The 21,708-nt window shown below is 50.9% G+C and carries 26 protein-coding genes; 6 read left to right on the top strand and 20 right to left on the bottom strand.

Going from position 1 to position 21,708, the window contains the following annotated elements; genetic code table 11:
- Positions 1 to 31: 31 nt before the first annotated feature.
- The gene (locus tag RBR25_RS06030; protein WP_432818639.1) at positions 32 to 349 is read right to left on the bottom strand and encodes an XRE family transcriptional regulator; all 318 of its coding nucleotides are present in this window, start codon (positions 347 to 349) and stop codon (positions 32 to 34) included.
- Positions 333 to 635 (bottom strand): type II toxin-antitoxin system RelE/ParE family toxin, encoded by a 303-nt coding sequence (locus RBR25_RS06025; protein ID WP_432818638.1) that lies wholly within the window; start codon positions 633 to 635, stop codon positions 333 to 335. The genes RBR25_RS06030 and RBR25_RS06025 overlap by 17 nt, the downstream gene beginning before the upstream one ends.
- 466 nt (positions 636 to 1,101) lie before the next feature.
- Between RBR25_RS06025 and RBR25_RS06020 the strand changes: the two genes are divergently transcribed.
- The 6 genes from RBR25_RS06020 (at position 1,102) to RBR25_RS05995 (ending at position 6,410) form a co-directional block, all read left to right on the top strand.
- A complete protein-coding gene (locus RBR25_RS06020) occupies positions 1,102 to 1,380 on the top strand; it encodes a type II toxin-antitoxin system ParD family antitoxin (RefSeq protein ID WP_432818637.1) in 279 nt (92 codons plus the stop codon).
- Positions 1,381 to 1,730: 350 nt separating this feature from the next.
- Entirely contained in the window at positions 1,731 to 2,048 is a 318-nt protein-coding gene (locus RBR25_RS06015) for a nucleotidyltransferase domain-containing protein (protein ID WP_432818636.1), read from the top strand.
- Between the two features lie 285 nt (positions 2,049 to 2,333).
- Positions 2,334 to 3,437: an FkbM family methyltransferase gene (locus tag RBR25_RS06010; RefSeq protein WP_432818635.1), complete on the top strand. Its 1,104-nt coding sequence runs from the start codon at positions 2,334 to 2,336 to the stop codon at positions 3,435 to 3,437.
- Entirely contained in the window at positions 3,418 to 3,567 is a 150-nt protein-coding gene (locus RBR25_RS06005; RefSeq protein WP_432818634.1) for a hypothetical protein, read from the top strand. Before RBR25_RS06010 ends, RBR25_RS06005 begins: the two co-directional genes overlap by 20 nt.
- A gap of 163 nt (positions 3,568 to 3,730) precedes the next feature.
- Positions 3,731 to 4,675 (top strand): UDP-glucuronic acid decarboxylase family protein, encoded by a 945-nt coding sequence (locus RBR25_RS06000; RefSeq protein WP_432818633.1) that lies wholly within the window; start codon positions 3,731 to 3,733, stop codon positions 4,673 to 4,675.
- On the top strand, positions 4,632 to 6,410 hold the full coding sequence (locus RBR25_RS05995) for a carbamoyltransferase family protein (protein WP_432818632.1): 1,779 nt from the start codon (positions 4,632 to 4,634) through the stop codon (positions 6,408 to 6,410). Before RBR25_RS06000 ends, RBR25_RS05995 begins: the two co-directional genes overlap by 44 nt.
- Before the next feature lie 82 nt (positions 6,411 to 6,492).
- Here RBR25_RS05995 and RBR25_RS05990 read toward each other — a convergent pair whose 3' ends face one another.
- From RBR25_RS05990 to pseF, 18 genes are all read right to left on the bottom strand, one after another.
- The gene (locus RBR25_RS05990; RefSeq protein ID WP_432818682.1) at positions 6,493 to 7,647 is read right to left on the bottom strand and encodes a glycosyltransferase; all 1,155 of its coding nucleotides are present in this window, start codon (positions 7,645 to 7,647) and stop codon (positions 6,493 to 6,495) included.
- 5 nt (positions 7,648 to 7,652) lie between these two features.
- Positions 7,653 to 8,774 (bottom strand): class I SAM-dependent methyltransferase, encoded by a 1,122-nt coding sequence (locus RBR25_RS05985; protein WP_432818631.1) that lies wholly within the window; start codon positions 8,772 to 8,774, stop codon positions 7,653 to 7,655.
- A 37-nt stretch (positions 8,775 to 8,811) separates the two neighbouring features.
- The gene (locus RBR25_RS05980) at positions 8,812 to 9,699 is read right to left on the bottom strand and encodes a glycosyltransferase (RefSeq protein ID WP_432818630.1); all 888 of its coding nucleotides are present in this window, start codon (positions 9,697 to 9,699) and stop codon (positions 8,812 to 8,814) included.
- On the bottom strand, positions 9,683 to 10,621 hold the full coding sequence (locus RBR25_RS05975) for a glycosyltransferase (RefSeq protein WP_432818629.1): 939 nt from the start codon (positions 10,619 to 10,621) through the stop codon (positions 9,683 to 9,685). Before RBR25_RS05975 ends, RBR25_RS05980 begins: the two co-directional genes overlap by 17 nt.
- Positions 10,561 to 11,223, bottom strand: a complete 663-nt coding sequence (locus RBR25_RS05970; protein WP_432818628.1) for a hypothetical protein — start codon at positions 11,221 to 11,223, stop codon at positions 10,561 to 10,563. The genes RBR25_RS05975 and RBR25_RS05970 overlap by 61 nt, the downstream gene beginning before the upstream one ends.
- On the bottom strand, positions 11,223 to 14,054 hold the full coding sequence (locus RBR25_RS05965) for a radical SAM protein (RefSeq protein WP_432818627.1): 2,832 nt from the start codon (positions 14,052 to 14,054) through the stop codon (positions 11,223 to 11,225). Before RBR25_RS05965 ends, RBR25_RS05970 begins: the two co-directional genes overlap by 1 nt.
- 65 nt (positions 14,055 to 14,119) lie before the next feature.
- A complete protein-coding gene (locus RBR25_RS05960) occupies positions 14,120 to 14,608 on the bottom strand; it encodes a hypothetical protein (protein ID WP_432818626.1) in 489 nt (162 codons plus the stop codon).
- A gap of 34 nt (positions 14,609 to 14,642) precedes the next feature.
- Positions 14,643 to 15,239 (bottom strand): HAD family hydrolase, encoded by a 597-nt coding sequence (locus tag RBR25_RS05955; RefSeq protein ID WP_432818625.1) that lies wholly within the window; start codon positions 15,237 to 15,239, stop codon positions 14,643 to 14,645.
- Between the two features lie 5 nt (positions 15,240 to 15,244).
- Entirely contained in the window at positions 15,245 to 16,180 is a 936-nt protein-coding gene (locus RBR25_RS05950; protein ID WP_432818624.1) for an ATP-grasp domain-containing protein, read from the bottom strand.
- 59 nt (positions 16,181 to 16,239) lie between these two features.
- Positions 16,240 to 16,623, bottom strand: a complete 384-nt coding sequence (locus RBR25_RS05945; RefSeq protein ID WP_432818623.1) for a four helix bundle protein — start codon at positions 16,621 to 16,623, stop codon at positions 16,240 to 16,242.
- 61 nt (positions 16,624 to 16,684) lie between these two features.
- The gene (pseI, locus tag RBR25_RS05940) at positions 16,685 to 17,740 is read right to left on the bottom strand and encodes a pseudaminic acid synthase (protein WP_432818622.1); all 1,056 of its coding nucleotides are present in this window, start codon (positions 17,738 to 17,740) and stop codon (positions 16,685 to 16,687) included.
- A 291-nt stretch (positions 17,741 to 18,031) separates the two neighbouring features.
- Positions 18,032 to 18,355, bottom strand: coding sequence for a type II toxin-antitoxin system RelE/ParE family toxin (locus RBR25_RS05935; RefSeq protein ID WP_432818621.1), 324 nt, complete (start codon positions 18,353 to 18,355; stop codon positions 18,032 to 18,034).
- Positions 18,352 to 18,555 (bottom strand): addiction module protein, encoded by a 204-nt coding sequence (locus RBR25_RS05930; protein ID WP_432818620.1) that lies wholly within the window; start codon positions 18,553 to 18,555, stop codon positions 18,352 to 18,354. Before RBR25_RS05930 ends, RBR25_RS05935 begins: the two co-directional genes overlap by 4 nt.
- A 284-nt stretch (positions 18,556 to 18,839) precedes the next feature.
- Complete coding sequence (locus RBR25_RS05925; RefSeq protein WP_432818619.1) at positions 18,840 to 19,145, bottom strand: type II toxin-antitoxin system RelE/ParE family toxin; 306 nt, start codon at positions 19,143 to 19,145, stop codon at positions 18,840 to 18,842.
- Positions 19,146 to 19,388, bottom strand: coding sequence for a type II toxin-antitoxin system ParD family antitoxin (locus RBR25_RS05920; RefSeq protein WP_432818618.1), 243 nt, complete (start codon positions 19,386 to 19,388; stop codon positions 19,146 to 19,148).
- A 156-nt stretch (positions 19,389 to 19,544) separates the two neighbouring features.
- The gene (gene pseG / locus RBR25_RS05915) at positions 19,545 to 20,573 is read right to left on the bottom strand and encodes a UDP-2,4-diacetamido-2,4,6-trideoxy-beta-L-altropyranose hydrolase (protein ID WP_432818617.1); all 1,029 of its coding nucleotides are present in this window, start codon (positions 20,571 to 20,573) and stop codon (positions 19,545 to 19,547) included.
- Entirely contained in the window at positions 20,566 to 20,913 is a 348-nt protein-coding gene (locus tag RBR25_RS05910) for a helix-turn-helix domain-containing protein (protein ID WP_432818616.1), read from the bottom strand. The genes pseG and RBR25_RS05910 overlap by 8 nt, the downstream gene beginning before the upstream one ends.
- Positions 20,914 to 20,981: 68 nt before the next feature.
- Positions 20,982 to 21,686 (bottom strand): pseudaminic acid cytidylyltransferase, encoded by a 705-nt coding sequence (pseF, locus tag RBR25_RS05905; protein ID WP_432818615.1) that lies wholly within the window; start codon positions 21,684 to 21,686, stop codon positions 20,982 to 20,984.
- Positions 21,687 to 21,708: the final 22 nt, after the last annotated feature.

Genomic DNA, 21,708 nt, shown 5'->3' with positions numbered 1-21,708 from the left:
GAGTTTTGGGGTGAGATTCGGCCAATGCCCGTCACTCGGCTTTTTGACCCTTGCCCCCTAAGCGGTCTATAACAACGGGAGGACGGTTGGGAAAATGGGCGACGATTTCCAAACGGCCCCCCATGGCTTCGACATAGCCGCGCAAAGTCGAAAGCAGCATATCCGTCCGCCTTTCCAAACGCGACACACCCTCTTGCCCGATATGAAGTGACGCAGCCAAATCTTCCTGAGTTCTCTGCATCGCCATACGCAAATCTTTCAACGTCGCCAGCTCGGCAGCCCGTTCTCTGATTTTCTCCTGCCGTTCAATCGGCAAGGAACTAACCACTTCTTCAAGATTTCTGGCCATTTCGGTCTCCCATATTGGCAGATTGATCGTTCTTAAGTGCGGCGAGATGATCCGCATACCGTTTGTCCGCGAGAGTGATCAGCCACCTATAGAAACGCTTCTGAGCCATCCCCGCTTTGTCACCGCCGACCAAAAGAATTGCTTGCCGTTTTGGATCAAACGCAAATGCGATTCTCCAGACCTGCCCCTCCCAAGCCAAGCGCAACTCCTTCATGTTGGGATATTTGGACCCTTTGAGAGTATCAACCGTAGGCCGACCAAAATTCGGCCCAAACTCCTTCAGCAAAAAGCATGGGCCAGAATTTCATCCTGAAGCGGTCCCGGTAAACGTTGAAACTCCGCATCGAACCCATCACAAAAAACAACATTCCAATTCATCGGAAATAATGCCTCCAAAAACATATTCAGTCAATTATATAATTTCCACGGTCGAAGCAGTCGTCAAAGAATTAACGTTTCAATTCTCACCACCCGCTCGCTTCGCTCGCTAAAGGGAACAGAGGACACCGAGGAAGGCCGGAGGTAAAAGCAAGTCTTAACCCCTCAAAATCAATAATTTTCTCTGTGATCTCTGTGTGCTCTGTGGTGAGAGAGTTTTGGTCGTTATTGCGGAGCGGAACCGTAATGGCGCAGCATGCCGCGCCCCTGCATGTGACCGAGCACGCATCAGGCGTCCGCGTCCTGAAATCAGAAATTGCACTCCATCTCATCGCCGTGTAGGATTAAGTCATACCCCGACCATGAGGTGCGATATGCGAACAACCCAGCAACTGAGCATCACCCTTCCGAAAGAAATGGCGAGCATGATCAAAGAAAAAGTGGCCACGGGGGAATACGCCACGGAAAGCGAGGTCATCCGCGAGGGGCTTCGCGCACTGATCGCTCGTGACCGCGCGGTTGACGCCTGGCTCAAAGAGCAGATCGGTCCAGCCTATGATGCCCTGCAATCCGACCCGAGCCGCGCAATCGGTATCGAAGAAATTCGCGCGAAACTGGCCGCCCGGCATGCCAAATCCTCGGAAAATCGCTAACCATGCCTTACAACAGCACCTCCCCTTCCCGAGGCGAAAGCCCCTCTTTCACCACCCGCTCGCTTCGCTCGCGAGAGGACACAGAGGACACCGAGGTAAGCCGAAGTCTGAAACAAGGATTAACTCCACAAATTCAATGATTTTTCTCTGTGATCTCTGTGTGCTCTGTGGTGAGAGAATTTTTGTGCATGACGCAACCGGCCGTAAGGGCGCAGCATGCTGCGCCCCTGCAGTTGACCGAGCGCGCATCATTCATCATTCATCATTCATCATTCATCATTCATCATTCCTTTCGTCGGTCAATTCGGCTATAGTTTTCGGGTATTAACCGAGACAGGAGATTCGCTCTTATGGTCAACACCGAAACCATTCGCAACGCCGTGGGCAAACTTGCCATCGAATTCGATCCGGAGCGGATTATTCTTTTCGGGTCTCAGGCAAGGGGCGATGCCGACCTTCACAGCGAAGTCGATTTGTTGGTCATAACCCCCCTTCGCGGCAACCGCCGGGCAATGATGGTCGCCATGGATCGCACGCTGCGCGGAAGCGGTTTCGCACGCGATATCATCATACTGACCCCCGATGAATTCGAGCGCGACAAAGAAATCCCCGGCACCGTCGCGCGTCCGGCCTGGAAAGAAGGGGTAACCCTCTATGTCCGTCACTGAGCGGGATATCTCCCGTAAAGTTCAGCCAAACCACCGTCTCTTTCACCACCCGCTCGGTTCGCTCGCTAGAGGGCACAGAGGACACCGAGGAAAGGCAGAGGAGAAAAGTCTCAACAACTTGGAATCAATGGCTTTTCTCTGTGCCCTCTGTGAACTCTGTGGTGAGAGATTTTTGGGTCGTGATGCTTAGCCGACCGTAAAACAGCAGCATGCCGCGCGCCCATCATTCATCATTCATCATTCATCATTCATCATTCATCATTCATCATTCATCATTGCCTCCCCATGCCCTCACCTACCGAATATCTCCGCGATCTCCAAGCCTTGCCTGCAAACGCCCGCATCGTCATCTACGGCACCGGGGGATTGGCTCATGCTTTGTACCGGCGACTGAGCAGCGAGCGGCCGGATGTCGTGATCGTCGCTTTTCTTGATTCTTACCGCGAAGGCACCTGCCTGGGGCGCCCCGTGTGCAAGCCCGCGACCTTCTTCGCCGCGCCGCCGGCGGTCGATCTCTACATCATCGCCAGCCACCTCTGGGCAAGGGAGATCGATGCCGTATTGGAGAGTTACCGAGCCGTGCCGCGCATCGTCAGCCTGATCGTCGCCCCCGCCCATTACGCTTACCTGCATCTTGCCAACGGCCGCTACCTCACGGAAGAAGTCGCCGTCGAGCGGATTCTGTACGACGACCACGACCGTACCCTGTGGCGAACAGTCATGCACTGCGCCCGGACGCACGACCCGACGGCGATGGCGCAATGGTATCTGGAACATCCCGGCACGCCCTATCTCTATCGGGTGCGCCTCGGGGAGGGAGCGGTGGTGATCGAAGGGGGCGTTTTCGACGGCAGCAACAGCATCGAATTCGCTTCAAGGATTGGCGCAAGCGGGAAGGTTTACGGGTTCGATCCGGTGGGCGAGACTTTCATGAAAAGCCGCCGCGGTGGTGACATGGAACGGTTCGGGAATATCGAGATTATCAAGAAGGCGTTGTGGGATCGGCCGGGAGAACTGAACCTGAGCCACAGCGGGCCGGGGACGAGGGTGGCGGAAGGGGAAACCGGCGCGGAAAACCGCATTGAAGCGGTCAGCATCGACCACTTTGCGCAAGAGCGCCGATTGAAACGACTCGATCTGATCAAGATGGATATCGAAGGGGCGGAACAGATGGCCTTGCAAGGTGGGATGGAGTCGATCCGGCGCTTTCGGCCGCAACTGGCGATTTGCATCTACCATTCCCAGGATGACCTGTTCCACATCCCCCTGTCCCTCGCCGCCACCCTCCCCCGCTACCGCTTCCACCTCCACTCCTACTCCCCGTCATTGGGGGATCTGGTGCTTTATGGGATACCGGAGGAAATGATGAATGGGGGTAAAGACAAATGATGAATACGGAATGATGAGTGATGAATGTGGAAAATCAAAAACTTCAAGCATCACCACCCGCTCGCTGCGCTCGCTAGAGGGCACAGAGGACACCGAGGAAGACCTGAACAAAAAAGACTTAAACAATTGAAATAGAATGATTTTCTCTGTGTTCTCTGTGAACTCGGTGGTGAATGCTTTTGCCTTTAACAATCACTTAATTTGGCACAAATGCTCAATATCATGAGCGAATGGCATAATGTTTGCGGCGGGAAAATCATTTACCATAACGACTAATGCCATTTGGAGATGTCATGGGAATTTCACTTAGAAAACGAGTTCTGGTCACCGGCGGGGCGGGGTTTCTTGGCTCGCACCTTTGTCGTCGCTTGCTCGATGCCGGCCATGACGTGCTGTGCGTCGATAATTTTTTTACGGGCAGCAAGGACAACATTCTTGAACTGTTGGACAATCCCCACTTTGAACTGATTCGCCACGACGTCACTTTTCCGCTGTACGTGGAAGTCGATCAAATCTACAACCTCGCCTGCCCCGCCTCTCCTATCCATTACCAGTTCGATCCGGTGCAGACGACCAAGACCAGTGTCCATGGCGCCATCAATATGCTGGGCTTGGCCAAACGGGTCAAAGCCACGATCTTGCAGGCCTCGACCAGTGAAGTCTACGGTGACCCGGAGATCCACCCGCAGACGGAAGAATACTGGGGACGGGTCAACCCCATCGGCATTCGTGCCTGCTATGACGAGGGAAAGCGATGCGCCGAAACGCTTTTCTTCGATTACTACCGCCAGCATGGGCTGCCGATCAAAGTCGCTCGAATCTTCAACACCTATGGGCCTCGCATGCACCCCAACGACGGTCGTGTGGTTTCGAATTTCATCATGCAGGCGTTGCGGGGTGAGCCGATTACTCTTTTTGGGGATGGGAACCAGACACGGTCGTTCTGCTATGTGGATGATTTGATCGAGGGACTAATCAGGCTGATGGAAACGCCGAAAGAAGTGACTGGGCCGATTAATCTGGGTAATCCGGTGGAATTCACCATTCGCGAATTAGCAGAGCGGGTCATTGAACTCACCAGTTCATCTTCAAAGTTGGTTTATCAGCCTCTGCCGCAGGATGATCCCAAGCAGCGCCAACCAAATATCGATTTAGCTGAGAAAACTCTTGGCTGGAAGCCGACAATTCAGTTAAATGATGGGCTTGAAAAAACCATCGCGTATTTTTCAAAGTTTTAAATGGTCACTTTATTCTGCATTAAACAGAAAACAAAAAGGACTTCTCATGTATGTTTTATCTTTCAAGCCGAGTAATTCAAAATATTTTGGCTCTCATGATGCTACTACTATAATTATGAAAGATTCACAAATACTTTCTATAATAGAAGAAGAAAGACTAACCAGAAAAAAAAACGCACACAAAACGTTCCCACATCTGTCTATTTTGAAATCACTTAAGATTAATGAATTAAAAATAAGCAACATTGATTCTATTACTATTCCCTTTCAGCCAGACAAGTGGTTTTTTCTTAAAAAAGACGAATCTATCGACATAATGTCCGAGGCTACTAAAATTGTAATAAATGATCTTAGAAAAATTTTTCCAACAGAAAAATTGCCACCGATAAAATATTATAACCATCACCTTTGCCACGCGGCCTCAGCTTACTACTTAAGCGGATTTGACGAATGCCTAATTGTTACTGCCGATGGAACAGGCGAGGAGGAGGCTACAGCCGTATACGCTGCGGAAGGCGGTAAAATAAGAAAATTACAAAACTTTGTATGGCCCGACTCGCTAGGAATTTTTTATTCAACACTGACTGGCTTCCTAGGTTTTCAGCCTAACAGTGGAGAAGGTCAAACTATGGGGCTAGCTCCGTATGGCAATCCCGATGAAAACATAGAGCGCATTTTTGCAACAGAATTAATTTCTTATGACAACTACGGCTATAAGGTTGAAAAGAAACTGATTGTAGGAGACTACGAAACCCGCTATGCCCTACTTGAAGAAATTTTTTCAGTAAAAAGGCTAATAAAAGAAAAACGCAATGATATTGATCAAATCTACAAAAACATTGCTTATTTTTTACAAAAAACCGTGGAAGAGATTATTATTGGAATTGTCTGTTCAAACCAACAAAGAATTAGTTCAAGAAATTTATGTTTAGCAGGTGGACTTGCAATGAATGTTAGCTTGAATAATAGAATATTTCATTCTGGATTAGTGGATAATATTTTTATTCAGCCACTTGCAGGGGACAATGGCTGCATGATTGGTTCTGCTATCCTTGAAATAATGGAAAGCACAGATATTCGAAATTTTACACCATTAGAGCATTTATATTACGGCACTGAATACAGTAACGAATACATCTTAGACTTTCTCCAGTCGACAAATACTGAATTTTTTCACGTTGAAAACCCATGGAAAGTGGCGGCAAAATTAGTTGCTGATGGCAAAGTTATCGGTTGGTTTAACGGTCGAATGGAAGCTGGGGCTAGAGCTCTTGGGAATCGCAGTATCATCAGCAATCCATGCAAGCCACAGTACAAGGACTTGGTAAATGACATTAAAGACAGAGAGCGCTGGCGCCCCTTGGCCATGTCTATTTTAGAAGAATTTCAACACGACTATATTGATGGAATAATTCCTCAATGTGCGAAATTTATGATTATTGCCCTTCCAGTTAGAAAAGATAAAATCAATCGAATACCAGCTGCCGTGCACGTTGATGGTTCGACCCGCCCGCAGATTGTGTCAAAAAAAGACAATTTGATTTTCCATAATTTAATCAATGAATTTTATAAATTAACTGGCATACCTCTCGTCATGAACACCTCTTTAAATGGACGTGGAGAACCAATTGTTGAAAGCCCTGAGCAGGCTCATAAGTTTTTTATGGAGTCGGACTTGGACGCCATTTTTTTACAAAATTTTGTAGTTTTTAAAGACCGCACACTTAAGTTGTAAGCCATTAATAACATTTAGCTCGGCTAAACGCATGCGTTAATGCCAATCAGAATAAGGTGTAATTTCTGAAAGAAAAGACAAGTCAGAGGGGCTTAAGCTCTTTGCGCAGGGTATTCAGAGTGCTGCGCAGAGCACTTGGATTGTATTCAGGTGAGTGGACGATACGCAGGTTTTCGATTGGGTCGGAGTAGTGTTGCCTCAATTTTATCGCTGCCTGGAAGTGAAGGACAGCTCGGTTCCTCTCCCCTGTTATTGCCGCCAGAACGCCAAGGTTGTTGGATGCTTCAGCCTGATTTGAGTTTAATTCGAGACATGAATGATATTCTCTTACCGCTTTGTCGTTTTTCCCACTGAGTTGGTAGCAGACGCCGAGCAAAAAAGCAGCATCAGAACTCTCTGGCCACACATGTCGCAATGCTTCCAAGTGCTCTTTTGCGCCACATATGTTTTCCACCCGTAGAAGAATTCTGGCGATAGCAATTTGTTGATAGTAGGGCTCGTCGGGGTAGGTGACCTTGAGGGCTTGGCGGATTTGCACTAGACTATATTTCTCTAGGGCTTTTTTTTCATTGGCTCTTTGGGCTTCGCGCTGATGACTTATATTGCTCCCGTGAATGCGGTAATGAACCAGAACCTCGTCCAGATATTTTACCGGGAATGACGATGCAAGTCGTAACCAGAGATCATACTCTTCATTGTGAGTAATATGGACGTCAAACCCTCCGACTTCCAAAAGCCGCGATCTTCTAACCATAGCAACAGAAGTCGACCCGATCTGATTGCGCTCTAGTAACTGTCCGAAAAACCCTTTCTCACAGAAGTTTTCACACCTTGACAGCCTTCCGAGGAGTTGCAGATCTCCGTTTGAATAAGCCATGGCTGAAAAAACAAGGGCCGTAGCAGGGCTCTCCATAAAGACCTGCCGCTGCTTTTCGATCCGGAGGGGCAAACTGACATCATCTGCGTCCAGGAAAGCGACTAAGTCGCCTCGAGCTCCATAAATACCGTAATTCCTAGCGAAAGAGGCCCCCCTGCTTTGTTCCCGCAGCAACCGGACAGGAGGGCCAAATTTTTCAACAACGGCAACCGTATCATCCGACGATCCGTTATCGACCACGATTATCTCTTCCGGCACGGTAGATTGTTGCAGGAGGCTCTCGAGTGCTTGCCGGATAAAGGGGGTCGAATTGTAGGCTGGAACAACAACACTGCAACTTAGAGCCCCCTGTCTTTGCATGCGATTCACGACGAAGACAACTCCATGACAACACCGGTTTCGTCTACCGCAATAATTCTCTTCGCTCTTATAACGTGACTAATGGCTTGGGTGAAGGAAAAATTGGACTCTGTACTCTGCAAAATGATGGCAAGATCATATTTAGGAATGAGTTGACCCGGCTTAAGCTCATGTTCCACGAGAGTGAAGTTGCTCAGTTGTGAACGTAATGCTTCAGCATCGGCAACTTGGGCCTCTTGACGCGTGAAAACCAAAGTGCCCCCTTTTGTTTTGCCGATTGCTCCAAGGATTTTTTCATTGTCGATGAATATGACATCCGGTTTTGGAACAGGCTTGTGGACTTCTGCGAAGAAGGCCTCAACCTCATCAATGCTGACTTGACGACTCCCCCCCGGGCGTTGAAAGACAACGTCAAACCCACCGACTCTGCACCCATCCCGAAATTTTATCGGCAGATTGTCAAAAACTTCGGGTGGCGGAGCCTGTGTCATCAGTTCTTTCAAGTAAACCCGTTCTAAAGACATCTCAGCAAATGCATCTATATAGTCTCGATATGGACGCCGATTAAGAGCGGAAGACTCATAAATACTGCGGATAACATAGTCGACAGCGCTCGGATGCAGGTAGTCATTTAGTTGAGCTCGTAGATTTTCTTGCGTAAGAAGAAGATGGCTCCAAGGTTCGAGTAAGGGCGCCAACTCCGGAATCCAGAACATAAAATGATGGCCATGACGTGAACTCCACAACGGCGACCAAAAGGAAACAAAAATCCCTCCCGGCTTTAGAATGCGATAAAATTCCTCAAGCGTTTCTTTCAGGAAAGGTAAATGTTCAAATACCACCAGCGAAAAGATTACGTCAATTGACTGGTCTGGGAAACCTGTATTTTCAGCAGATGCTGGGAAGAGTTGATAACTTTCACCTTGGAGAGATGCGCCAGCGTACATAGGGTTGTCATTCAATCCCGGGTCTACCCCAAAGACTTTGGCAGCCTTTGTTGTTTCAGTTAAATAAGTGACACATTCCCCACGACCACAACCGACATCGAGAAGAGTCGCATTTTCTAACCCAAAACGTCCAAGACCATCGAGAAAAGCTTTCTTATACCCCTGAAAAGCATATTTCATATTTTTTCCTTTTGCTGACTCCCCGAATTAGAAAGAGTTATTTCCCGCAAAGATACATAAAATATCTCCAAATAAGTCCATTTGTGTATGCGGCAGAATCTATAAGTTGCAGCAACCGAAGGAATCTTTCCTGTTTTGAACCATTACAGAAAACAACCTGAAAACCCAAATTTATCAATCTGTCACTATTGATTTCTTTCAACATTTGTGGAAGTGATATCTTACTGTATTTTTTGAGAACTGTATAAAATTGGCCAGAACCATGGCGAAAACGTTGATGATAGAAACCCTCTAGTGTTTGTGGGTGTTTATGACGGATTATTGCCGCCTCAGCGAAGACAAAGGTCCCTCCCGCCATAGCTAGGCGTTCACCAATATCGCGATCTTCACCAGCGGCAAAAGGAAAGGATTCATCAAACAGGCCTATTTTTTCAAGTGAAGTGCGCAGATAGCAGGCGTTTGCTGTGGTGATATGGGGCGGATTTTTCTGCAATATGTTGTAACGCTGACGAAAAACAATCTGATCTATAAAAGTTGAAACAGCGTCATCTTCGTAATAAGAAAGGATTTGGCCGCCGGCACCGCACACAGAGTCCGTCATGGAAAAAATAAGCTTCGAAAGCCAATCATCATGCGGAATGCAGTCGGCATCAGTAAAAGCAATAAACTTGGCGGTCGAAGCCCGGATGCCAGCGTTACGGGCTGCGGCTGGGCCACGTTTAGACTCATAAAGCGAGCGGACCGGATAACGATCTATAATTTCCTGTGTGTTATCGGTCGATCTGTTGTTGACAACGATAATCTCGAACTGGTCTGACTTAAAATCTTGATGCAACAATGCTTCTATGCAGTCACCGATATACTCGGCTCCGTTGTAGACTGGCACAACAACGCTTACAGTTAAGTTTTCAGAGCTTTCCGGCATAAAGAAATTTCCCAGCGACAAGACCGGAGAGATGGGCACCCTGACGAATAAAATCTAAAAAAAGGTTTTTTGCCGTCGGGGAGGAAAGAGCCGTTTCCCAAACACAATTAAGCCAACTGCAAAAAACCTCATGGGTGCGCTGAACGCTGCGCCAGACGGTATAAACATACCTCTGATCGCCCGTTTTTTTGAGGTGCTTATAGGTCAGGCAATGACGCCCGATACCATATCGGAAATATTGTCCATAAAGCCCGGCGACTGAGGCCCGGTGAAAGTGATGGACTACGGCTTCCGGAACATATTTTATACGGTAGCCCGCCTGCTGGACGCGCCAACTCATGTCGGTATCGCCTCCCGAGATAAAGCGGCCATCAAAGGTGCCGATCTCGCTGAAAACCTCTCGGCGGTAGGCCATATTCGCACCGATGATATAAGGATGTGGCCTCGTGCTTTCGGCGAGTGACTGGTCTTGCCGCAGAACATAGCGGTTGCTGTATGACTGGACCCATCCGGTGCCGATGAAATCTTCAATTTTCCCGCCGCAGCCGACAACCCGAGGGTCATCGAAACCACGGATCAGGCAACTGAGCCAATCGGGTTCCGGGACACAGTCAGAATCGGTAAAGGCGATGATCTCACCGCTGGCCAGCGGGAGTGCGAGATTTCTCGCATTGTAAGAACCGGCTTTTGGTTCAATCACCATTTCGACAGGGAATGAACGTATGATCTCTTGGGTATGATCAGTTGAACCGTTGTCCGCAATGATGATCTGCACAAGACTCTGTGGATAGTCTTGTGCAAGAAGTGCTCGGATGCATTTTGCAATAGTTCCTTCCGCATCACGAACAGGGACAATAACTGTTATCCTGGGGTGTATATTTTTTTGAGCCGACGTTTCGCCGGCAAGAATCCCTTGAACCATAAAGCCATCCCTGTCAGAAGTATGAGCATCAGAGCAAAACCTGCCGCTCGCAGTGGTCTGCGCAACGCCCAAGCGATACGCGGATAACGATAGATCATGCGCATGCGTCCATTGGACCCGACACCGCGCATTTTACCCGAAAAACTGTTGCGAACGGCCAAGATAACATTTTCATAGCCGTCCCCATAGGCATTGGAATAGGGGACCAATGCCAGAAGGTATTTTTTTTGTGAATCTTTCGTCAAAATATTGGCCAATGATTCTGTCGTGATCGGACCATCGGGTATCAGAATCGCATTGACCTGCGGATGTTTGATGTAAGGCAAAAAAGCCTGTTGGGTTACAAGATCGACACGGATAGTCGGAAACACCTCAAAAACCACCGTCAATAAGGCTTCAACAAAGTGGATATTGGCCGTTCGCAGGATCAGCAGATGATCGTCGGAACTGAGGTCCAACCGTTGTACCGTGGTCCGAAGATTACCTGCGTATTCATTGATCGGAATCGACAACAGGGAAGTAAAACGCTCTTCCGAACAGGAGATGCCGAGGGCACTAAATTCGTTCTGTACCTGTTTCATTACAGATGATGTCTGGTTCATTAACTTAACTCGCAATTGTGTGATAGGGGACGATCAATCGCTGTGCCCTGTTGTTCAATAGCAATCTTTCCAACAACCCCAAGACGATTATAACTGAGAAGCTTTCCTGGGCGAAGACTCCTGGCAACTTCAATAACTTCGTCATACCCTTGCCCAAGGCCGTTACTGAAGGTTATTACAATTGTATCGAAGTGCTGCTCTTTAAGCGATTGCAACCTTTCATCCGTCAGGGTTGCGGAAGAAACATTTTCAGCTGTGTATACATATTGTCGACTGACATCTTCACGGCCTTTAATCCGTGCGGCAAGCGCCTGATTCGAAAGGGTTTCAAGGATGCAATCAGGGTTGTCTTTGCGGATTTTCCGCAGAGCACTCTCAACGATGGCGATTCCTGAAGTACAAAAAACCAGGACACGTAATCCAACATTTTGAAATTGTGGTATGCCATTACCGCTCAAGTGACTTGCGCTTTCTGGTAAGTGCATTTCGCTGTTCTCACCACAGGAGGCCTCAACGAACAGAGACGTTCCCTTTCCCCGGTAGTCAATGCGAAGTGTGTCGCATGGGCTTTCGTTGTAATCGCTTTCAAATATTTGACCGAACCCTGCTTGCCTCAGCAGCTTTGATAGTGTCTCAAAATCATAACCATATTTATGTTCTCCATCCTGCTGCAACGCATACATCAGGTGTTCGAGCTTGGTTGAACACCATTTTGGATGGAACTGCTCCTGGACTTTAAAAAAAATCTCATCATCTGCGACATATGCGCGGATTATTTTTTCAATGCCGGGCACAATGAGTCGAATGGTGCCCCCGGGCGTCAGCAGGCGATAACATTCTTTGAGAAACTCTAACGCCTCTCCCGGATACGCGAGATGCTCAAGAAAATGTGAAGCGTAGATGAGGCGCATGGACGAACTTTCAAAATGGCGCAGCCCTTCAGGGAGCTTCATTTGGATGATTCCTGGGGCATTTTTAATATCAACATTGAGCCAGCCCTCTAAAAGATGACCTCCGCACCCCAGATGTAAACGGCCTTCACCCTTAACAAACGGCGGGATTGTAGCAGCAAGAGCATCAGACCAATGAACACTTTCAGTTTGACCCGAGTGCTGATTTTTTTCTGCTTCAGCACTAATTTTTCGAATGATGCCGCGATTGTTCATTCTTAATAAATTTCCGAAATTAATTTTTTTAGCGGCGGATACGACATTTTCATAGCCTTGTCCGTTTTCGTTATTATAGAGAATGAGAATTGTGTCATAACTATTATTATCAAGCTCTAGGGGTAAGCTGACCGGATAAAGAAAATCTGTCTGGTAACTGAAGACTTTTTCTATTTTTCGGTGTTCTTTCATCTGACTTAAAAGTCGTTTGTTACAGAGTGCGTCAATTATTATGTCGCTTTTCTGAATCGATATTTGAGAAATTGCAGCGTCTATCAAGGCGAGTCCAGCGGTACAAAAAACTAACACTCGCTCTCCTATATTATTTAAATATTCTTTGTTATTGACCCTAAGGATTTTTGCTTGGTCAAACTTGTGTCGCATCTCTGATTCAAATTGATGATACTTATTTTTTTCTATATTGCGTGGCTTGACATTATAAACGTCTCTCCACTTGTCACAATAAAGATGGTTCTTTTCAACATAGTCGTAGAGTTCGCTACGAGGAAATGCGACATATGATTGAAAATATGCGTGAGTGGGCTCGATGCTGATGGCCAGATCAAGAGTTTTCTGGATATCCTCCTCCGTTTCATCAGGAATACCAATCATAAACCCCGCACGCGAGGTCAGCCCCAATTGGTTGATCCACTTAAAAGCCTGGCGAATCTGATCCACTGAATAGCCCTTTTTAATCTGCTTGAGGATTTTTGGCGATCCGGATTCGACCCCACACCAGATCCCGGTCAGACCTGCCTCCTTCATTAAGGCGAGGATTTCAGGATTAAGGTTGTCGACGCGCGCCTCACAGACCCAAGGGATGCGTATGCTGCGGCGTTTGATTTCAAGGCAAATATCGGCGACTCGCCTGTGATTCACCATGAAATTATCTTCGCGAAAATTTAGAGCATCCGCACCGAAATCACGAATCAATGTCTCTATTTCATCTACCACATTTTCGGGGCTACGGGAACGATAGGCGCTTCGCCAGTGGGTGGCGCTGGAACAGAAGGTGCATTGATAGGGACAGCCTCGGCTGGAAGACAAGGTAAACACCCTGTGAGCCGGCATCAAGTAGTCGCCACTCAGGTTGTAATTGTCCCAGTCCAGCAGATGCCGAGCCGGCAGGGGAAGGGAGTCAAGTTTGGCAACCGGCACCGGCGGGGCGGTAAGTTTTGGCCGCCCCGCGCTGTCGCGCAAAATTATTCCAGGAATTTCAGACAGATCGCTATTCTGCTCAAGGGCTTCTACCATTTGCGGAAAGGTCAGATCCCCCTCTTCCAGTACAGCATAATCAACAGCCGGGCAGTCAAGGGCCGAATCAGACTGAAGAGTGACTTGTGGTCCGCCAAAAACTATTTTTATCTTGTTATTTCTTCTTTTTATTAGCGTCGCTGACAATTCCGCGTGTTCTGCATTTAGACAGGTTACGGTAAAACCAACGATTTCCGGATTAAATTCAAGAACTCGGTCTGCAAGTTTAGCCGGTGTCAATGCCTCCGCATAACCATCAACGATGGATACAGAATGACCACACTCCAACAAGGTTGCTGCTATAGAACACAAACCTAAGGGAGGTTGTGGTTTGAGCTTTGTAAGCGTTACCGTCCCAAACCGTTCTTGAAGACGCTCGATGTCGGGATTTACAAGAACAACAACAGACATATAAAACCTATATTATGTATAACTGACTTTTATAATCGAATCTACAAAATATAAACAATTTAAAATTACTCTAATTTTTTAATAATCGATCTAGTAGAATACTCAATATTTCTTATACGTAGCTCTAAACTTATGCTTTTTAAATTTAATGAGCTGGAGTTGTAAAGTGACTTAACTAGCTGACACTTTCTATTATAGAATTCAAACAACTCAGAAGCGCTTCTCATTTCAAACTGACTCAATCTCGATTTACTACTGGATAATTCAGAAATATTTTTTTCCTTTGGGTGGCTGCTTTCGTCGAATACAACACAAGCAGGGACTCCGTAAGTTAATAAAACCTCTGACATCGTTATGGAAAATTCTTTGAAAAGATCAGGACAGTTTTTCACAACGTTCTCTATTTTTTCTCGAAGGATAATCGAGGCAAGATCATTGTTAAGTTTAGCTTCAGCTAGAATCGCATAGCGAAATATTTTATTTCTACCATCGAAATCCTTGTTTTTTTCGTATCTCTCAAAAACAAAAGTTAGCATTCTTGTTAAATCAATCATAGTTTTTCTCCTTGTTTATACTTTCTCTTCGTATTTATGAAATTGGTCTATCCCCTTCCACCTTCACCCCATCCACCCCCCACTGCCTCGCCATCTCCATATCATGATCCTCCCGATCCCCAATCAGCACCGCTTCGGGATCGCCCTGCCTCACTATCCCCTCCAGCGACCTCGGGTCGGGCTTGGGGTAGCCTGTCGCCCAGCAGTAGACCACCTGATCCACCAGCCGCTCCAGCCCCAGGGCCTTGAACTTGCGTTCCTGCACCGCCGGCAGGCCGTCGGTGACCACCACCACCCGGCCCCGTGCGCGCATGCAGCGCAACATTTCTTCCGCGCCGGAGAAGAGAGTTATGTGCGGGCAGTGCCCCCGGTAGACCTCGACCAATTCGCCGATCCGTTCCGGCGTAGCCTCCAGGCCGAATTCCCGCAGCAGGTGGTTGAAAATCTTCTCCCGCCCACAGGCATCAAACCGCCTTTGCAGATAATCCCCAGCCGCCGCCGAATCCAGCCCCCAGGCCGCCAAATGACCGGCGACGGCGCGGAAACCGCTGAGGACGAAATCCCGCTCGGCGTAGAGGGTATTGTCCATATCCACGAGAAAGAGACGGTACTTGTCGAGAAGGCAGGGCATGCCGTTCATCCCTTGCAAAAAACATCTTGGCTGTAGCGCAGCATCTTCAGCCCATAGCGCAAAGGCCGGGGCCGGACGAATTCCCCATGCTCCCCTTGCGCCCAGGCCACCAGCCGCCGGGGAGTGTCGAGCCCGGCCTCGATGCCCAGAGCCGAGGCGCCGCCGAAGCGCGGATTGACCTCGATGAGCCTGGCGCCGTCGGCCGCCGACCAGAAGGTCTGCACCGTCACCGCTCCAAACAAATGCAGGGATTGGGCCAAGAAAAGAACCAACTCATCCAAAGCGGAAATGGAAACCGTGCGGCTCACCGTCGACTCCCCAGCCCGCACCCGCAGCCGCTCCCGGGCGATCCACTGCAACGCCCGCCCGTCTTCATCAAAGAGCGCATCGATGCTGTATTCAGGCGCGGCGCACAGGGGTTGCAGCAGCAGATCGGGCCAGGGCGGCTCGCCGTACAGGGCGCGCAGCATCGCCACATTTGGCACCACCTGGGCCGCGCTCCCCCCGGCGCCCCGGCGCAGGCGGGCAAAGAGGGGGAAACTCTCCGGCGACGGCTGCGTCACCCGGGGCAGAACCGGCAAGCCGTGGGCCAGGCAATGGTCGTGAAAGCGGATTTTGTCCAGGCAGATTTCGAGGGATTCGAGGGGCGAAACGAGCACCTCGATACCGGCGGCGGTCAACGTCGCCCGGGAGCGGCCCAGGAAGACCAGATCTTCGTCTCGGGTCGGCAGGATCACGCCGACCCCCCGCTCGCGACAGGCGGCGACAAGGGAATCGAGATAGGCGGGATCGTTGCTCGGCGGCACAAGAAAACCGCCATCGCAAAAATGCAAGGCGGCGGAATCGGAGGAAATATCGCAGGCAAAAAGCCGCAGACCATGTGGGGAGAGGGCCACGCGCAAACGCCGAGCGAGATCGACCTTGGCACCGGCGCTGGTCATCAGCCAATTGGCGCTTTTCAGTGATGAATGATGAGTGATGAATGATGAATTATTTCGATTCAAGATTTACCGCTGCCTTTGGTTGACCTGCTTTTCAATGTCCTTGTACTGGTTACAAGAATCGCCATCAACTCATTCGCCTCTTTTTTCAGGTCGGCAAGTCGCTCCGGCTGCACGATGCCGGATTCTTCGAGCAGTTCGAACCAGTAGATGCTCTCTTCAAGTTCCTGCATCGCTCCTTCGGTCTTGCTGATCATCTCGGCATAGGAACGGCTTCGCTTCCCTTCCCGAACATGAGCGCCGACGGAAGTTCCCGAACGCAAGAGTTGTTTACCGATGACCTGCCCCCCCGTAGTACGCGGCAAAGCACCATACAGTCGAATGATCCGCAACGCGAACAACTTGGTCCGCTGAAGAATACAGGTTTTTTCATCACTCATCATTTCACAGCTTCGCCTTCCTCATCACTCATCACTCATCACTCATCACTCATCATTTCCTACATTATGAGCCAATCAAAGACCACTGCAACGGCGAGCCTTTGCTAACGTCACGGACAACCGCCCGCCCCAGCACCATTTCCAGATATTTCGGTGGCAGCCCCAAACCCGGCCGGATTGCCCTGACATTCTCTTCGGTGAGAATGTCGCCTTTCTTAAGATTTTCGGTGATGTAGAGACTACGCCGGTGCTTTCTTGAGACCAACTCCTTCTCCGTCGGTCCGTAATTCACTCGCCCCAGCGCCTGCCAGGCCATGCGGGCATCGTTTACCAGGCGTTGCAACTCAGCCGGTTCCAGGGAAAAGGCGGCGTCGATGTCGCCGTCGGCGCGGCTCAGGGTGAAGTGCTTTTCGATCACCCGTCCCCCCAGCGCCACGCCCGCCACGGCCACGGCGGTGCCAAGGGTGTGGTCGGAGATGCCGACCTGGCAGTCGAAGAGTTGCGCCATGTGCGCCAGTGTCAAAAGATTGGCATCGGTCGGTTCGGCCGGGTAGTTGCTGGTGCACTTGAGCAGGATCAGATCGCGGCACCCGGCCTCGCGCGCCGCCGCGACCGCTTCGGCCAGTTCGACCAGGGTGGCGGTGCCGGTGGAAAGGATGAGCGGCTTGCCGGTGGCGGCGACGCGGCGGATGAGGGGCAGGTCGCCGTTTTCGAAGGAGGCGATTTTGTAGCAGGGGACATCCAGGGCTTCGAGCAGGTCAACGGCGGTGGCGTCGAAGGGGGTACTGAACACTTCGAGTCCCCGCTTTCGGGCACGCTCAAAGAGGGGCGCGTGCCAGTCCCAGGGGGTGTGGGCCTTTTCGTAGAGTTCGTAGAGGGAATGCCCGCGCCAGAGACTGGCTGGGTCATCGATGAAGAATTCCCCTTCGGCGATATCGAGGGTCATGGTGTCGGCGGTGTAGGTTTGCAGCTTGAGCGCCTGCGCCCCCGCCTCGGCGGCGGCATCGACCAGCCGCAGGGCCTTGTCGAGATCATGACCATGATTGCCGGACATCTCGGCAATGATGAAAGGCGGCTGATCAGGGCCGACAAGGTGACGGCCAATACGGATGTCGTTCATATGCCTCCCCGATAAAAAGCTAATGATGAATGATGAGTGATGAATGCGGAAAATCTTAATTTTTCCACACTCTTTAACTAAAGAAAGATGCTTTCGCAAAAAGCGCCAAATGCAAGGCGCGCAATTGGCGAGCAATGAGGCGTACTTACGTACGTCGAAGCAGCGAGCCGATTGCAGCAACGCAGCAGTTGGTGGGTTTTTGCGACGCCATCAAAGAATCATCTTTGTCGGCAACCAGAACAAGGAGGTTACAGGGTTCTATCTTAAGCGCCGGCTGTGGTTTCAAACTTGCTAATAAATTAGAGGTTTTCTCGCTGTCAACGTTTCCTTCACCCACAAAGGATCTTTGCGCATCGGAAGGACGGCAACAACATAAACCGTATGCTCCTCAATAAGGTAATAGACCTGATAGGGGAAGCGCTTCGCAGGCATTCGATACAGACCTTGCTCCCGCATATGGACACCCGCATAAATTTTCAACGACCGGATGTCTGCCATCAGACTATCCCAAAAGAAATCTCCGACCCCCGGTTCTATTTGATCATAAAAATTCTTCCCGGAGTTGAGATCGTCAGAAACAGGCTCAAGGGCAACAACGCGATCAACAGTTATCATCTGCGGCGGGCATCCAACTCATCGAGAGTCAAGATTTTCGCTTCACCACGGCGTAGTTCTTCGCAACGCTGTTCGAGGATATGACGATGCCATGATGGAACTTCGCTTTGCTGGTATTCCTTTTCAAGCGAGGTCCAGAGACTCTCCATGGCCAACAATCGTTCAGCAACTGTCATCTTTTCAACATCGATTACGGTCATCTAGGGTCCTCCCGGCATAAAGATAGGTAACGTGGTGCTGTCTTTTGTGGGATTTTCACCAAGCGGGTACTTGTTATCATAGCTGCGCCGCCGGTGGGAGGCAATGGCGGATTAACTTGTGCGGCATAGCGTGCCCGCTCAAAGGGATTGTCAACGCCAATATCAGGAAAAAAACAAGGGGGTGAAGTGGGTTAGTCAATCAGCTCCCATCACGGGCGCCCCATTTTAAAAAACCCAACCCGAGGCCGCTCATTCATCATTCATCATTCATCATTTTCTACGGTTTAGGGCTCATCGGTGAGAGATTTCAGGTAATCCATACGCTGATGGACAACGGCAAGAATTTCAATATTGCTATCCTGTCGTCGGTAGAAGATCAGATGCTGCCCTTCAGGGAAGCACAAATACCCGGGTTTGATATCTGTACGGGGCTTGCCTAACTGAGGGTGCTTTGCCAGCCAGCCAAAACGGGAAATAATCCCTTCGATATACTGGTCAGCCTGCTCACTGCCCCAAGCTTGCAGGGTGTGGCACCAGATTTCTTCAAGGTCGGCTTCAGCCGCCTGCCGTAAAAAGAAAGAGCCGCTCATCTAAAGATGCTTCTGACGCATTTTTTTCAAAAAATCTTCACATCTGAAGTTGTCAACTACAGGGGATTGTTCGGCACCCTCAAGTTTATCTCTTAACAACTCAAGCTTGATTTCGTCTTCCTCCAAGCGTCGTAAGCCCGCCCTGATCGCTTCGCTTGCAGATTGATAGCGCCCTTGCGCGATCTTTTTGGCAATGAAGTGTTCAAAATGTTCCCCTAGGGTAACGGACGTATTTCTGGGCATGATGACCTCCATGGATATTGATATTAAAAAGTAATACAGGGAGGTGGGGCTGTCAATAATGGCTTGCCCGCACAACGTGAAGCTTCCGAAATCTAACAGCTTTTCTCTGTGTCCTCTGTGCGCTCTGTGGTGAAAAGCCTTCGAATCGATCTGTTTTTATTCAACATTGATGGATTTTACCGCCTCCACCACCCTGGCCGTCCCACCATCGCGGGGAACAATTTCACGGGCGGCGTGGCTCATGGCGGCGAGTCTTTGAGGGTTTCGGCTCAGATCGTCGAGGGCTTGGCGGAAGGCACCGGGGGGAAGGCTCGCGGCCTCGCCCAGCCAGAGGCAGGCACCTTTTTCGTGCAGCAGGCGGGTCGTCTCGCGCTGGTTCTCAGCCACCGTCACCACCAAGGCAGGAAGACCGAGCAGGCAGCGTTCCCAATGACTGCCGCCCCCCGCTCCCAGGGCCAGATCGGCGCGGGCCATGAGTTCGGCCATGCGCCCGGTCTGCACATGCAGGGTGTAGCAGCCGCCATCGGCCCGGCAGAGCGCGGCGATTTCATCGTGGCGCGGGTTGCTCGCGCCGATGACCACATCGGCGGTCAAGGCGGTATCGCGAAGCTCGCGCAGGGCGCGGGCGGTGAGGTTGTCCCCGTCGCCGCCGCCGAAAAAGAGCAAGAGATGGGTAAGGCCGGTACGCTCACGGACATTTGCCGCCGCCCGATAAAATTCATCCCGCAACAGGGCGTAGCCAGGGCCGAGGAGCAACCGGCAACCGTCGGGAACCAAGCCTTGATAACGGGTGTCCAGAGCGGGCAACAGATTCTGGTCGAGCAGCAGATCGCAGTCGTGGGGCCGATTGGCGAGATCGTCGATGACCATGATCCGCCGCGCCAAGGAGCGCATGGATCGTTCCCAGCGTTCATCCAGATCGTAATGATCGACGATCAAAAGATCGATTCCGCCGCGCATCCCGTGGCCGTCCGGCCCCTCTCCTTCCACCCAAATCAGCTCGAAGCCCCGCCGCCGGATTTCCTTCCCCAGATTACCCGGCAGCTTCCGGCAGAGAAAGACGATGTCGCCCCCGGCGCGGCGCAGCACCTCGGCTAGGGTCAGGCAACGCATGATATGGCCGCTGCCGATGACCGTCGAAGCATCAGCGCGAATCGCGATCCGCGACAGAGTGCCGTCACCCAAGCAGCTGTTCCACACTCAGCCCCAAGGCCTGGGCGATTTTACGGAGTGTAGCGGTGCGCGGCTGGGCGCCGGACCGTTCGAACTTCGCCACGCTGGCCTGAGCAATCCCCAACCGTGAAGCCAGTTCTTCCTGGGTCAGCCCAAAGTGCTCACGCCAGGCCTTGATCAGGGGCACATCCCGCAAGACATGTGCCTCAACGACTTCCTGGGGGATACCGGAGGCTTTGGCCTTTTCGGCTTCAAGCAGCGGTTCGATACGGCGCCACTCCTCCCAGGGGACGAGCACAAAAGCGGGATGCCCGCCATGCTCGATGGTCTGATATTTAGTAGGTGCGCTCATCGCGTTTTTTCACCTCCTCGATGCTGACTTGCCCTTAGCCCTAACGGATCCTGTTTCCCGCCATTACCCTATCGCTCGGCCTCCGCCAGTTGGATGGCGCGGTGCAGGAATTCGGCGCGCAGCCAGTCTTCGGGGGTGTCGATGTCCTGCACCCGATGGCGGGGGAGGATGATGGGGATGGCGTGGCGGGAGAAAATCGGCAGGCCTTTGAGGAAGGCCTCGGTGCGCCCCCAGTAGAACTGCCCCGCGTCGTGATAGGCCTCTTCGAGGTCCTGGGAGCGTTTGGGGATGCATTCGGGTTGGATGGGCTCGACGCCGCCGTCGGCAGTAAGGCGAACGGCGCGCTGGATGGGAAAGGGGAAACTGGTGACGGAGAAGGCGTACTGCTTGTGCGGCGCGGCTTGCAATAGATCGCGCCCCCGGCGCAGGTCGTCGATATGGAGCATGGGCGCGGTGGCGTAGATGCAGCAGGCCAAATCAACCGCACAGCCCTCGGCCAGCAGCCAACGCAGGGCATGCTGCAAAATCGGCATGGTGCCGACATAGTCGTCACACAACTCGGCGGGGCGGACAAAAGGCACCTCGGCCCCCTCCCGCCGGGCGATCTCCGCCACTTCCGCGTCCTCGGTGGTGACCACCACCCGCCCGAAGCAGCCGCTTTCCAGGGCGGCGGCGATGGAGTAGGCGATCAGCGGCCGATCGTTGAAGAGACGGATATTCTTGCGCGGGATGCGTTTGCTGCCGCCGCGAGCGGGGATGATGGCGACGTTCATGGTCTTGTCCAATTCGGGCCAG

The organism is Trichloromonas sp. (assembly GCF_034006665.1).
Lineage (GTDB): Bacteria > Desulfobacterota > Desulfuromonadia > Desulfuromonadales > Trichloromonadaceae > Trichloromonas.
Note: the sequence above shows the minus strand (reverse complement) of the source record. Positions and strands in the feature narration are given on the sequence as shown.